Raw genomic sequence first — 13,463 nt, 5'->3', positions numbered from 1 at the left:
CGCACGGCCGCGACTTCGGCCCGTCGGAGGAGGTCCGGCGGCGTCATCGTCGCCGGATGGAGATCGACGACCGACCGTTCCACGTCCGGGACGCCGCCGCTCGCGGCCTGACGGCGAAGCAGCTGCGAGGCGCTCGGCTCGCGGCGCCGTTCCGCGGCGTCCGCACCGCGGGGCGGCTCGACGGCGTGCTCGACCGCACGCGGACCTGCGCCGTCAAGATGCACCCCGCGGCCTTCTTCTCGCACGTCACGGCGGCGCTGCTGGGGGGCATCTGGCTGCCGAGCGCGCTCGAGCGGAGCCCGTTCCTCCACGTCTCCGTGCCCACCGGCGTCCGGGCGCCGCGCGACCACCTCGTCAAGGGGCACCAGCTGGTCCCGCGGCCCGGGCAGGTCCGTCTCCACCTCGGGGTCCGTGTCGCGGACGAGATCGAGACGTGGTGCCAGCTCGCGCAGATCCTCGGCCTCGAGGACCTCGTCGTGGCGGGCGAGAGCCTGCTCGCGAAGAACCGTCGCCGTCCGCGGCGGCTCCACGAGCTCGAGTCGGCGGTGGCGGTCGGCGGCCGCCCGCGCCAGCAGCTGCTGAACCGAGCGCTGCCCCTGCTGCGCGAGGGCGTGCGGTCGGCGATGGAGACCCGCCTGCGACGCCTCCTCGTTCAGGCCGGTCTGCCCGAGCCCGCGATCAACCGCGAGATCTTCGACGAGGCGGGCCTGCGGGTCGGCGAATGCGACCTCGTCTTCGTCGCGCAGCGCGTCGTCGTCGAGTACGAGGGGCGCCAGCACTTCGACGAGCAGGCGATGCGCGACGACATCCTCAAGTACGAGCGGCTGCAGGACCTCGGCTGGCGGGTCGTGCGAGTGACGAAGGACGACCTGCAGCTGCGCCCGGCCGAGACCGTCGAGCGCGTTCGAGCCGCCCTCGCCCGCTGAGACGCTCGGTACTGCCCGCTGAGGCGCGGACTTGTCACCAGTCGCCCTCGAGGAGGCCTGGGAAGGGCATCGAGTGACAAGTCCGCGCTCGGAGAGGAAGAGAGGTCAGGAGGCGGGCGGGAGGGGGTGGATGAGGCCCGGGCCGTTGTTGCGGACGCTGTTCGCGTCGCGGCTCACCTCGTAGTGCTCCAGCGTCTGCGCCACCGCAAGCGACTCGTCCTCGAGCAGGTCCAGCAGGTCCGCCGACGACGCGTCCTCGCGCAGCCAGGTCGCGTAGCCCTCGGGGGAGAGGCAGGCCGGCATCCGGTCGTGCACCTCGCCTGGCGCCACGTGGGCGTCCCTCGTGATGATCGCCATCGAGATCAGCCAGCGGTCCGGGTCGTCGCGGTCCTTCGTCGGGTCGGCCCACGCGGACAGCACGCCCGCCATCGCGAGCCCCGCCTCCGGCGCGTGGATGTAGTGCGGCTGCTTGCCGGTCGGCGTGACGACCCACTCGTAGTAGCCGAGCGCCGGCACGATGCAGCGCGACCGCGCGAACGCCCGCTTGAACATGCCCGACGTCGCCACCGTCTCGATCCGCGCGTTGATCGGCTGCGGCCGCTGCTTCACGTCCTTCGCGTAGGAGGGGAGGAAGCCCCACTTCACCTCCGGCAGCGCCCGTTCGCCGTGCCGGTCGCGCACCACCGGCACCATCGCGGTCGGCGCGACGTTGTAGTCGTCGGGCAGGCCGCCGAGCCCGTCCATCAGCTCCGGCAGCAGATCCGTCACGGCCTTGGTCACCACGTAGCGCCCGCACATGGCTCGATCCTCCCTTCACCGGCTGTTCACGCGCACGTCCGAGCCTCCCGTTAGCGTCCGGGAGGAGGAAGGAACGGCCATGACGATCACGATGCGCGCCCCGCTGACCGCCTCCGCCCCTGCCGTCGAGGACGGCCAGGCCGACGTCGTCTGGCGCGCGATGCGCGACGGCGCCTGGGCCGCCCGGCGGGACGGCCGCCACCTCGGCACGGTCGAGCGCGGCCGGCGCTGGATCGCCACCGGCTCGGACAGCGAGCTCATCGGTGCGTACCGGACGTTCCGGGAGGCGCAGGCCGCCGTCGCCGCGCCCGCCGCGCAGCGGGTCCCGAGCCCCCGCTCAGCGGCGCCGCGACTTCCCGTCGCGATCCTCGTCGCCGTCGCCGCAGCCGCCACGGTCGCCGCCGGGATCCTCCACTGAACTCCTCCACGGAACACGGCATGGCCCCGCGACGGCGTCCGGCCCCGTCGATAGGGTCGCGCTCATGACGTGGTTGGTCACCGGCGGCGCGGGCTACATCGGCGGGCACGTGGTGCGCGCGCTCAGCGACGCGGACCTGACGCCGGTCGTCATCGACGACTTCTCGAGCGGCCACCGCGACTTCGTGCCGGAGGGCGTCGCGTTCGTCCGCGGCAGCATCCTCGACGGCCAGCTGCTCACCCGCACCTTCGAGGAGCACGAGGTCGAGGGGGTCATCCACGTCGCCGGCTTCAAGTATGCGGGCGTCTCCGTGCAGCAGCCGCTGCACACCTACGCCCAGAACGTCACCGGCACCGCGACGCTGCTCGCCGCGATGGCCGACGCCGGCGTCGACAAGGTCGTCTTCTCGTCGTCGGCCGCCGTCTACGGCACGCCGGACGTCGACCTCGTCACGGAGGCGACCCCGAAGAGCCCGGAGTCGCCCTACGGCGAGTCCAAGCTCATCGGCGAGTGGCTGCTCGCCGACCAGGGCCGAGCGGTCGGGCTGCACCACACGGCGCTCCGCTACTTCAACGTCGTCGGGTCGGGGACGCCGGACGTCTTCGACACCAGCCCGCACAACCTCTTCCCGCTCGTGTTCGACGCCCTGCTCGACGGGCGGACGCCCCGAATCAACGGCGACGACTACCCGACGCCGGACGGCACGTGCGTGCGCGACTACATCCACGTCGCCGACCTCGCGGTGTCGCACGTGGCCGCGGCCCGCCGCCTCGCGGCGGGGGAGCCGGTCGAGCCCGTCTACAACCTCGGGTCGGGCGACGGCGTGAGCGTCGGCGAGATCATGCGCACCGTGGCGGATGTGACCGGCATCGACTTCACGCCGGAGATCGCTCCCCGGCGCCCCGGCGACCCCGCCCGCATCGTCGCGTCGGGCGAGCTCGCGGCGCGCGACCTCGACTGGCGCATGCGGCACACCCTGCGCGAGATGGTCTCCTCCGCCTGGGAGGCCCGCCGCGCGGCGTGACCGGCGTGTCGGATTCGACACCCGTTATTCGGCCGTGATAGGGCGCCGAATTGCATCGAAGCGTGAAGCATGCCCCCTCTTCGGGGGGGGCGACCGGCGTTCCGAATTCGGAATGCGTCGAACACGGATTCGAACCTCCCGCCGACACGCGGAACTCGGATGTAACGGTCGTGTTACGAAGCGACTGTCGTTATCGGCGTGTCGCAAGCATTCGACCCCCCGTTGAGGGTTGACGCCGCTACCCGGGTTCCTGAGGGGGCATCGAAGAAGAATGCCTGGTCACAGCGGCGGGTCCCAGGTCGTTTCAAGGCTTCTCGACGGCGCGTGAACCGCCACCTCCGGGCCGCCTGAGAGGACCGCAGGTCGTGCACGCCCTCGCGATCCGTGCACGCATTCGGCCTTGCGCCGTTCTGAATCACCTGTGTGTAATTACCCCCACGCTTTCGGAGCGCGGGGCTCCGGAAGCATTGAGAGGACGATCTTCGATGACCGTTTCCCCCTATCAGGCATCCGTTCCGACCGACTGGTTCGTCGACCCGGTCGAGCTCGGTGTGCCGAAGGTCCGTCGCGTCGCCGACGACGAGGGCGACCAGCTGAGCTGGCAGGCCGACTCGCTCTGCGCGCAGACCGATCCTGAGGCGTTCTTCCCCGAGAAGGGCGGATCGACGCGCGAGGCGAAGCGGATCTGCTCCTCGTGCGAGGTGAAGTCGCAGTGCCTCGAGTACGCGCTGCAGAACGACGAGCGCTTCGGCATCTGGGGCGGCCTGTCCGAGCGCGAGCGCCGGAAGCTGCGCAAGACGGCCTGAGGCGCCGCACGACCATCGGGAAGGGCCGTGGACCATGGGGTCCACGGCCCTTCCCGTGTCTGCGGGCGCTCCTATGGAGATGCGAACCGTCCGGCGCGGCGGCGCGGCGGCACGCCGAGGGGGCACCTACCGTGTCCCGGTGCCGAGATCTGTCACCGCGATCCTCATCGCGGCGGACGGGGCCGACCATCTGCGTGACACCCTCGATGCGATCACGATGCAGACGCGGCTGCCCGACCGCCTCGTCGTCGTGCAGCTCGGCACGAGCCCGGTCACGAGCACGATCATCGACGGCGTCGAGCCCACCGTGCACGCGCGCGTCGCCGTCCGGGCGACCTTCGGCCACGCGGTCGAGACCGGCGTGAAGTCGGCCGGCATCGACGCGACCGAGCACGAGTGGCTGTGGCTGCTCGCGAGCGACAACGCCCCCGAGCCCGCCGCGCTCGAGCGGCTGCTGCAGGCGGTGGAGGCGGCGCCCTCCGTGGTCGTGGCCGGCCCCAAGCAGATGCAGTGGGACGCGCCCGCCTACCTCCACTCCTACGGCGAGACGATGACGCCCTGGGGCACTGCCGTCGAGATGGCGGAGCCGGAGCTCGACCAGGGCCAGTACGACCGACACAGCGACGTGCTCGCGGTCGCCGCCGGCGGCATGCTCGTGCAGGCCGCCGCGTGGAAGCAGCTGGGCGGCTTCGACCGGGCGCTCCCCGCCATCGACGACGCCCTCGACTTCTGCGTGCGCGCCCGTCTCGCCGGCCACCGCGTCGCGCTCGTGCCGAACGCGCGCGTGCGCTCCGCCGGGCCCGACGCCCCCGGCACCCGGCTGCTCGGCGCCTCCACCACGGAGGCGCGCCGCGTGCGCCTCGCCCGCGAGGCGCAGCTGCACCGCCGCCTCGTCTACGCGGCGCTGCCGCTCGTGCCCCTGCACTGGCTGTCGATCCTGCCGATCGCGGTCGTGCGGGCCCTCGGCCAGATCCTCCGCAAGCGACCCGGCTCCGCGCCTGCGGAGCTGCTCGCCGCGCTCGTCGTGATGGGCACCCGCTTCGCGGCCATCGCCCGGTCCCGATCACGGATCGCGCGCGACCGACAGGCGGGCTGGGCCGCGATCGCGCCGCTCCGCCAGACGTGGCGGGAGGTGCGCCACCGGAGGGCGCTGGCGCGCGACAACGGCAGACCCGCGAACCACGACGAGTCGCTCCACTTCTTCACGAGCGGCGGCATGGCGACCGTGCTGGCCGTGGGGGCGCTCGCGGTCGTGCTCTTCCAGCCCCTCGTCGGCGCCGCCGCGATCACGGGTGGGCAGCTGCTGCCGCTCGGATCGATCGAGTCGCTCTGGCGCAACGTCGGCTGGGGCGTCCACCCGCTCGGCGGCGGCTTCGTCGGCCCCGCCGACCCCTTCAACGCGGTCCTGGCCGTGCTCGGCTCGATCACGTTCTGGCATCCCTCGGCCGCGGTCGTCGGGCTCTGGCTGCTCGCCCTGCCCATCGCCGCGGCGGGCGGCTGGCTGGCCACCGCCCGCTTCACGAAGCGGCGCCCGCTCCGCGTCGTCGGCGGCCTGCTCTGGGCCTTCGCGCCGACCCTCGTCGTCGCGCTCGACACCGGGCGAATCGGGGGCGTGCTCGTGCACCTCGCGGCGCCGTTCGTCCTCCTCGCCGCGTTCCGCGTGCGCTCCTCGTGGACGGCGGCGGCATGGCTCGGCCTGCTCGGCGCGCTGATCGCCGCCTGCTCGCCCGTCCTGCTGCCGCTGCTGTTCGTCGCGTGGGTCGCCGCCGTCGCGCTCGGCCTCGCCGTGCGCACGGGGGAGCGGAGCCGCATCGCGCGTATCCTGCCGCTGCCGATCCCCGCCGCCGTGCTGTTCCTGCCGCTGATCGCGGAGCAGGCCATGAACGGCCGCCTCATCGGCGTGCTCGCCGACCCCGGCCCCGTCGTCGCGCCGGCCGAAGGCGCCCATCTGCTCGGGCTGCCCGAGGGCCTCTTCACGGTCCTGCAGCTCGCGTCGGGCTGGCCCTCGTGGGCGAGCGACGCCTGGGAAGGCCTCACGGCGCCCCTGGGCCTCGGTGCGGGCGCCTCCGCGGCCTTCGTCTGGGCGCTCGGCGTGCCCCTGCTGCTCCTCGCCCTCATCGGCCTGTTCTGGCCGAAGCAGAGCGTCCCGATCCGCATCGGCGTGTTCGGGGTCGGCGGCCTCGTGTTCGCCGTGCTGGCGACCCGCCTGCAGGTCGTGGCGGACGGGTCGACGCCGATCCCGGTGTGGCCCGGCGCCGGCCTCAGCCTCGCCTGGCTGGCCGCGCTCGAGGCCGCCGTGTGCGGGCTCGACCGCCTCGCCGCTGCGGCGAACCTGCCCATCGGTCGCGGCGGGCGCACGCCCGGCCGCGTCCGCGCCGGTGGCGCCGCCGTGATCGGCATCACCGCCGCCCTCGCGATCGCCGCCGCGGTGTCCCCGCTCCTCGTCGGCGTGCTGCTCGGCACCGCGCACGTCAAGCCCGGCAGCACCGCGACCGTGCCGGCGCTCGTGGCCGCGGAGGGCGCCGAGACGCCCGACCTCGGCATGCTCACGCTCACCGCGCAGTCGGACGGCGGGTACCGCAGCCGGCTCACGCGCGGGGAGGGCCGGACCCTCGAGACGCTGAGCACGCTGCAGACGACCGCCGGGTTCGGCGAGACGACCGGCCTGGCCCGGCTCGCCGCCGGCCTCGTGCAGCCGACCGGCGACGACCTCGCCGCGAGCCTGAACGCCTACCGCATCGGGTACGTGCTGCTCCAGGGCGGCGCCGGTGCCCAGTCGGCCCTCGCGGAGGCGCGCGGCGCGCTCGGTGCGAACCCGCTGCTCTCCGTCGTGTCGACCACCGCCGACGGCACGCTCTACCGCTTCGACGACCTGAGGACGACCGGGCCGATCCGCCTGCTCACCGGGCCGTCGAACACCGGCAGCCCGATCGGCGTCCTCGTCCTGCTGCTGCAGGGCATCGTCTTCGGCGTGACCGCCCTGCTCGCCCTGCCGACCTCGCGGCTGACCCAGCGCCTTCGGCCGCTGCCCGCCGTGCAGGCGCCGCGGGCCGACGTGCGGTCCATCGCGCCGCGCCCCGAGCCCGTGGTCCGGACCCCGGAGCAGGTCATGGCCCGCGAGCTGCAGCCCGCCGGCGCCCCGGCCCGCGAGGAGGTGGGCTCGTGGCGGTGAACGCACGCGTGCTCGGCGCGACCGCGCTCGTCGCCGCAGGCGCCCTGGCCGCCGGGATCGTCGGGCAGCTGCCCGCCTTCGGCGCCGGCGACAGTGCACAGGTGGCCACCCCGTCGTCCGCGCCCCAGTCCCTCGTCTGCCCGGGCCCCGCGATCGCGGTCGGCGCGGACCCCGCCGACGCGGACGCGCTCAGCGCGACCGGCTCGCCGAAGCGAGTGACCGGCACGGTCGGCGGCACGAAGCCGAAGTCGACGGCGCTGGGCAAGGGCGAGGTGAAGGGCGGCACGGCACCGCGCGCCCTGAGCGCCCCGGCCGCGAGCTCCGCGGGCGCCATCGCCGCGGCCCAGGCCGAGCAGGTGACGGTCGGCGACGCGGCGGGTCTCGTCGCCACCACCTGCAGCGCTCCCGCGAGCGACGTCTGGTTCGCGGCGGGCGCCACGACGACGGGCCGGACCACCGTCCTCACCCTCGCGAACCCGTCGCCCGTCGCGGCGCAGGTCGGCGTGCGCGTCTGGACCGAGAACGGCGCCGTCGACGCCGCCTCCTTCAGCGACCTGGTCGTGCCCGCGAAGGGCCGCAAGGCGGTGTCGCTGGCCGGCGTCGCGCCGTCCGCGGGCGGCACCGTCGTCCGGGTGACCTCGACGGGCGGCCGCGTCGGAGCCGCGCTCGAGCAGCGCACCGTCCGCGGCCTGGAGTCCGGCGGCGTGGACATGACGGGCCCGACGACCGCGCCAGCACGCGTCCAGGTCGTGCCGGGCGTCCGCGTCGCGGGCGCCGCGGCGGTCGCGGTCGCGCAGCGCGCCGACGACTTCGCCGACCTGCAGACCGTCGTCCGCGTGCTCGTGCCGGGCGCCGATGCGACCGACGTCTCCATCACCGCGACGCCGGACGGCGGCGGCCAGAAGGTGACCGTCGGCCGCCGCGTCGCCGCCGGCGTCGTCACCGACTTCCCGGTCAACGGCCTCGCCGACGGCACCTACACGATCCGCGTCACCGCCGAGCAGCCCGTGGTCACCGGCGTGCGCACCGCGGTCGTCGGCGACGCGGGCGCCTCCCGCACCCCGGAGGACGGCGCGCCGGCCGCCGGTACGGGCGGCACCGACGGCGGCGCCGAGTTCGGCAGCGACGCCGGTCTCGTCGGCGGCGACGGGCCGGCGGACACCTCCACGTCGTCCGCGCAGGCCGACCCCTCCTCGACCTCCACGGCCCGCGGCATCGACCTGGCGTGGTTCGCCGCGGCCCCCGGCCTGAGCGGCACCGCCGCCGTCGCCGTGGTCGACGCGCCGTCCCCGGTCCTCACCCTCGCGAGCACGGGCGCCGCGGCCACGGTGCGCCTGAGCGGCGCGACGGAGGCCACGGTGAAGGTGCCGGCGAAGGGATCGATCGCGGTCCCCGTCACGACGGGCCTCCTCGTCCTGCGCGGCGCCGGCGGCCTGCGGGCGGGCATGAGCTACGCCGGCGCGGACGCCGTCGCCGGGTACCCGGTCTCGGCGGCGGACCAGGCGGCGGAGGCGGTCCGCATCACGCGCTGATGCGCGATCGGAAGCCGCACACGCCTGGTCGCCGCAGGCCCGTCGGGTACCGTTCGCGCATGCCGAGACCCGTCGCCCAGCCGGAGGCGGGCCGATGACGGTCGAGGTGCGGTCCGAGCCCGATCAGGGCCGTGCGCCGGAGCCCTCCGCGGTCGTCGCGAAGCCCGTCGTGCCGCGTCGGCGCAACCGCGAGCGGCTGCACGCGCTCGACGGCCTCCGCGGGGTCGCCGCGTTCATCGTCGTGCTGCACCACGTGCTCCTCATCGCGCAGCCGGTGTCGCAGCCGCCGGGGGAGCCCGCCCCGCTGAGCGCCTGGTGGTGGCTCGAGCGCACGCCGCTGAAGCTGCTGACCGCGGGCCACGAGGCCGTGCTCGTCTTCTTCGTCCTCTCGGGCTGCGTCGTCGTGCTGCCGGCCCTCAAGCGGGTCGACTTCTCGTGGCCCGGCTTCGTCGCGAGCCGGGTCGTCCGCCTGCTCCTGCCGGCGTGGGCGGCGATCGCATTCGCGAGCCTGCTCCTCGTGATCGTGCCGCGCCTGCCGCAGCAGGTCACGGGCGACAGCTGGCTCGCGCGCCAGGTGCAGTCCGACTGGAGCTGGCCGCGGCTCGTCGTGCAGTTCTCGCTCATGGGGCAGGTCGTCCCGTACGACAACGTGCTCTGGACGCTGAAGTGGGAGTTCCTCTTCTCCCTGCTGCTGCCGGGCTTCCTCGTCGTCGCCGTGCTGCTGCAGCGGTGGTGGCTGCCCGCCGGGCTGCTCGCGGTCGGGCTCGGCGTCGCGGGCACGGTCGGTGGGATCCAGCCCCTCGAGTACCTGCCGGTCTTCTTCCTCGGCGTGCTCGTCGCCGTGCGCCTCCGGGCGATCGAGGGCTGGAGCGAGTCCCGCGGGGCCAAGCGGGTGCTCGTCGTGGTCCTCGTGCTGAGCGCGCTGCTGCTCGTCGGCGAGTTCCTCCTCGCGCCGATCGTCCCGATGGGGTCGGACGGGAGCCATGCCCTGATCGGCATGGAGGCGCTCGGCGCCGTCGGTGTGGTGGTCTGCGCCGGTGCGGCGACCCGGTTCCGGCACCTGCTCGAGCGCCGCGTGCCGCAGTTCCTCGGCCGGATCTCCTTCAGCCTCTACCTGGTGCACCTGCCCGTGCTGGCGACGCTCGCCTTCCTGCTCGGCGACTGGAACTGGCCGGTCGTCGGCCTGATCGGCGTGCCGCTCGCCGTGCTGACCGGGTGGGGCTTCTTCCGGCTCGTGGAGAAGCCGCTGCACAAGGTCGCGCGGGCCGCGAAGCGGGGAGCGGGGCGCGCGGTCGAGCGCTACGTCCGCGCCGACCGCCGCGGCTGATCGGACCGCGTCGACTCGGACCGCGTCGACTGGGACCGCGTCGGCTCAGACCGCGTCGACGCGGGAGCTGTTCGCGCGCACCGAGCCGAGCCGGCGGTGGTGCACCACGAGCTCGTAGGCGGCGCGCACCCGGCGACGCAGGCCCCACCAGGCGACGAGCCGGAGGGACTCGAGCACGATCGCGCCGTCCATCTTCGAGACGCCGAGCACCCGCTCGGTGAAGACGATCGGCACCTCGACAACGCGGAGGCCGCTCTGCAGGGCCCGCCAGACGAGGTCGACCTGGAAGCAGTAGCCGTGGGAGGCGACGTCCTGCAGCCGGATGCGGCGGAGCGCTTTCGCCCGGAAGGCGCGGAACCCGCCGGTCGCGTCGCGCACGTCGATGCCGAGCGCGACGCGGGTGTACCAGTTGCCGCCACGGCTCAGCAGCAACCGGCGCCGCGGCCAGTTCTCGACGCGGCCGCCGGGCACCCACCGGGACCCCAGGGCGAGGTCGTGGTCCGCGAGCTGGGCGAGCAGCCGCGGCAGGTCCTCGGGGTGGTGGGAGCCGTCGGCGTCCATCTCGACGATCGCGTCGTACCCGCGCTCGAGGCCCCAGGCGAACCCGGCGAGGTAGGCGGGACCGAGGCCCTCCTTGCCCGCGCGGTGCAGCACGTGCATGCGGGGCTCGTCGGCGGCGAGCTCGTCCGCGAGGGCGCCGGTGCCGTCGGGGGAGGCGTCGTCGACGATCAGCAGGTGCACGTCGTCGCCGGTCGCGGCGAGGGTGCGCGCGATGACGATCGGAAGGTTCTCCCGCTCGTCGTAGGTCGGGACGACGACCAGGGCTCGGTTCACGTCCCCCTCCTTCGGATCTCCGGCACGCGATGCGGATGGCATGGTCCCACGCGCGCCGGGGGAGCGCGGCGCACCCGTCAGGGTGTCGGGCGCGGTCGGCCTGCACCCAGTTCGCGGGCGGCGCGCGTTCAGAAGTGCCGGAAGCGGTCCGGCGCCAGGTCCCACGGGTCGCGGCCGAGCAGCTCGGCGACGGCGCGGAACACGCAGCTCTCGACATACATGCGCTGGTGCGCCTCGTCGTCGACGTGGAGGTGCGAGAGCCGCTCGATCGGCAGGCGGTAGAGCACGATCCGCCGGGCGTGCTGGTCGACCCACCACCGGTCGAGGCCGCTCGGCCCGACCGCGCGGGGGATGCCGGCGATCTCGAACGACACGTCGGCGAGGTCCTCCGGCCAGAGTCCGCGGAGGTAGTCGGCGGTCTCGGCGACCGCGCCCTCGAAGGTCTCCGCGCGGGTGCGGAGCACGGGCAGGTGCGGCCCGGTGACGGAGGAGCGGAGCCCGCGGCCGTGCCGATTCCGGAACCCGCCCCGTTGAGACGGCGCGTGGGATACGCGACCGGAGCGGGCCATGTCGAGCGATGGTACGCGCCGCGCCGGGCGGCAACGGGATCGTGACCGCGGGTGTGTGCCTACCATGCGCGCGTGGTGACCATCCGCCCCTGCTCGCGCCAGACCTGTCGCGAGCCCGCGGTCGCGACCCTCACCTACGTCTACGCGGACTCGATGGCAGTGCTCGGCCCGCTGTCCGCGTCGCCCGAGCCGCACAGCTACGACCTGTGCGAGCACCACGCGGAGCGGATGTCCGCGCCGAAGGGCTGGAGCGTGCTCCGCATCACGGCGCCGGCCGACGAGCCCTCCTACTGACCCGCACCGCTCCTCCGCGGATCCGCACTTCCGACGCGGATCCGCAGTTCCGGCCCGACACGCCGTGCGCCGGTCCGTCGTGCCCGGCGTGTCGCGGAGGAATTGCGGATCCGTGAAGGTGCGCGAGCGGCCTGACGGGAGGCGCGACGTCTGGGATGATGTCCGGATGACTCTTCTGGACACGTCCCGCGATTCGGAGCCCGACAGTCCGACCCTGGAGTACCAGGTCGCCGATCTCGACCTCGCTGAGGCCGGTCGTCATCAGATCCGCCTCGCCGAGCAGGAGATGCCCGGGCTGATGGCGCTCCGCGAGCGCTACGCCGGGAGCCGCCCGCTCGCCGGCGCGCGCGTCGCCGGCTCGCTGCACATGACGGTGCAGACGGCGGTGCTCATCGAGACGCTCGTCGCCCTCGGCGCGCAGGTGCGCTGGGCGAGCTGCAACATCTTCTCCACGCAGGACGAGGCGGCTGCGGCCGTCGTCGTCGGCCCGGAGGGCACCGTGCAGGACCCGCGCGGCGTGCCCGTCTTCGCCTGGAAGGGCGAGACGGTCGAGGAGTACTGGGACTGCACCGACCGCATCTTCGACTGGTCGGCCGAGGCCGTCGCCGAGGGCGGTGACTGGATCGGCCCCACGATGATCCTCGACGACGGCGGTGACGCCTCCCTGCTCGTGCACCGCGGCGTCAAGTACGAGCGGGCCGGCCGCGTGCCGGAGACGAAGGACGACGACGGCGTCGAGCAGCGGGCGCTCCTCGACGTGCTCCGCCGCTCCCTCGACCGCGACCCGGAGCGCTGGCAGCGCATCGCCCAGGACATCCGCGGCGTCTCGGAGGAGACGACCACGGGCGTGCACCGCCTCCACGAGTGGGACCGCGACGGCGAGCTGCTGTTCCCCGCGATCTCCGTCAACGACTCGGTGACGAAGAGCAAGTTCGACAACCGCTACGGCATCCGCCACTCGCTCGTGGACGGCATCAACCGCGGCACCGACGTGCTGATCGGCGGCAAGACCGCCTACGTCGTCGGCTACGGCGACGTCGGCAAGGGCGCCGCGGAGGCGCTGAAGGGCCAGGGCGCCCGCGTCATCGTCGGGGAGATCGACCCGATCCTCGCGCTGCAGGCGGCGATGGAGGGCTTCCAGGTCGTCCCGCTGTCCGAGGTCGCCGGCCAGATCGACATCGTCGTCACGGCGACGGGCAACGCCAAGGTCGTGACCGTCGACGACATGCTGTCGCTGAAGCACCTCGCGATCGTCGCCAACGTCGGGCACTTCGACACGGAGATCGACGTCGCGGGCCTCGAGCGGCTGGACGGCGCCGAGCGCGTGCGCATCAAGCCGCAGGTCGACGAGTGGCGCCTGCCGAACGGCCGCAGCATCATCCTGCTGTCCGAGGGGCGCCTGATGAACCTCGGCAACGCGACCGGGCACCCGTCGTTCGTGATGTCGATGAGCTTCACGAACCAGGTGCTCGCCCAGCTCGAGCTGTGGACGACTCCGGAGGCGTACCCGGTCTCGGTCGCGACGCTGCCGCGGGCGCTGGACGAGGAGGTGGCCCGCCTCCACCTCGACGCGCTCGGGGTGCGGCTGACCCGCCTCTCGAAGAAGCAGGCCGCCTACCTGGGCGTCGACCGCGACGGCCCCTTCAAGGCGGACACCTACCGCTACTGACCCGCCGGCTCGCCGGAGCACGACGGCAGGACCCTGCGACATCGGCAGGACAGGACGAGCGTTCCTGTCCTGCCGATGTCGTTCCGTCCTGCTG

General features: G+C 73.9%; 12 protein-coding genes. 9 read left to right on the top strand and 3 right to left on the bottom strand.

All coding sequences use genetic code 11. The features are described from left to right. Positions 1 to 56 precede the first annotated feature (56 nt). On the top strand, positions 57 to 926 hold the full coding sequence (locus D1781_RS15420) for an endonuclease domain-containing protein (RefSeq protein ID WP_158590121.1): 870 nt from the start codon (positions 57 to 59) through the stop codon (positions 924 to 926). 105 nt (positions 927 to 1,031) lie between these two features. Here the strand turns inward: D1781_RS15420 and D1781_RS15415 are convergent, their stop codons facing one another. Continuing rightward, complete coding sequence (locus D1781_RS15415; RefSeq protein WP_119483086.1) at positions 1,032 to 1,724, bottom strand: SOS response-associated peptidase; 693 nt, start codon at positions 1,722 to 1,724, stop codon at positions 1,032 to 1,034. 79 nt (positions 1,725 to 1,803) lie between these two features. Here D1781_RS15415 and D1781_RS15410 point away from each other — a divergent pair, with 79 nt between their 5' ends. The 6 genes from D1781_RS15410 (at position 1,804) to D1781_RS15385 (ending at position 10,003) form a co-directional block, all read left to right on the top strand. Next, positions 1,804 to 2,142, top strand: a complete 339-nt coding sequence (locus D1781_RS15410) for a hypothetical protein (protein ID WP_119483085.1) — start codon at positions 1,804 to 1,806, stop codon at positions 2,140 to 2,142. Between the two features lie 64 nt (positions 2,143 to 2,206). Next, positions 2,207 to 3,166 carry a UDP-glucose 4-epimerase GalE gene (gene galE / locus D1781_RS15405; protein WP_119483084.1) on the top strand — a complete coding sequence of 320 codons (960 nt, stop codon included), beginning with the start codon at positions 2,207 to 2,209 and terminating at the stop codon, positions 3,164 to 3,166. 485 nt (positions 3,167 to 3,651) lie between these two features. Then, the gene (locus D1781_RS15400; protein ID WP_119483083.1) at positions 3,652 to 3,972 is read left to right on the top strand and encodes a WhiB family transcriptional regulator; all 321 of its coding nucleotides are present in this window, start codon (positions 3,652 to 3,654) and stop codon (positions 3,970 to 3,972) included. Between the two features lie 139 nt (positions 3,973 to 4,111). Next, positions 4,112 to 7,144, top strand: coding sequence for a glycosyltransferase (locus D1781_RS15395; protein WP_158590120.1), 3,033 nt, complete (start codon positions 4,112 to 4,114; stop codon positions 7,142 to 7,144). Then, positions 7,135 to 8,676: a DUF5719 family protein gene (locus D1781_RS15390; protein WP_119483081.1), complete on the top strand. Its 1,542-nt coding sequence runs from the start codon at positions 7,135 to 7,137 to the stop codon at positions 8,674 to 8,676. Before D1781_RS15395 ends, D1781_RS15390 begins: the two co-directional genes overlap by 10 nt. A gap of 94 nt (positions 8,677 to 8,770) precedes the next feature. Beyond that, complete coding sequence (locus D1781_RS15385) at positions 8,771 to 10,003, top strand: acyltransferase family protein (RefSeq protein ID WP_119483080.1); 1,233 nt, start codon at positions 8,771 to 8,773, stop codon at positions 10,001 to 10,003. Between the two features lie 45 nt (positions 10,004 to 10,048). On the opposite strand, the gene D1781_RS15380 is transcribed toward D1781_RS15385, so the two are convergent. Continuing rightward, complete coding sequence (locus D1781_RS15380; RefSeq protein ID WP_407641671.1) at positions 10,049 to 10,837, bottom strand: polyprenol monophosphomannose synthase; 789 nt, start codon at positions 10,835 to 10,837, stop codon at positions 10,049 to 10,051. A 128-nt stretch (positions 10,838 to 10,965) separates the two neighbouring features. Further along, a complete protein-coding gene (locus tag D1781_RS15375; protein ID WP_119483078.1) occupies positions 10,966 to 11,406 on the bottom strand; it encodes a metallopeptidase family protein in 441 nt (146 codons plus the stop codon). A gap of 72 nt (positions 11,407 to 11,478) precedes the next feature. On the opposite strand from D1781_RS15375, the gene D1781_RS15370 reads away from it, so the two are divergent. Both D1781_RS15370 and ahcY read left to right on the top strand, forming a co-directional pair. Continuing rightward, positions 11,479 to 11,700 (top strand): DUF3499 family protein, encoded by a 222-nt coding sequence (locus D1781_RS15370; protein ID WP_199706635.1) that lies wholly within the window; start codon positions 11,479 to 11,481, stop codon positions 11,698 to 11,700. Positions 11,701 to 11,866: 166 nt separating this feature from the next. Continuing rightward, entirely contained in the window at positions 11,867 to 13,369 is a 1,503-nt protein-coding gene (ahcY, locus tag D1781_RS15365; protein ID WP_119483077.1) for an adenosylhomocysteinase, read from the top strand. Positions 13,370 to 13,463: the final 94 nt, after the last annotated feature.

This window comes from Amnibacterium setariae (assembly GCF_003581425.1).
In the GTDB taxonomy this organism is placed as follows: Bacteria; Actinomycetota; Actinomycetes; order Actinomycetales; family Microbacteriaceae; genus Amnibacterium; species Amnibacterium setariae.
The sequence above is the reverse complement of the archived record's forward strand: the minus strand, read 5'-3'. Positions and strand labels throughout refer to the sequence as shown.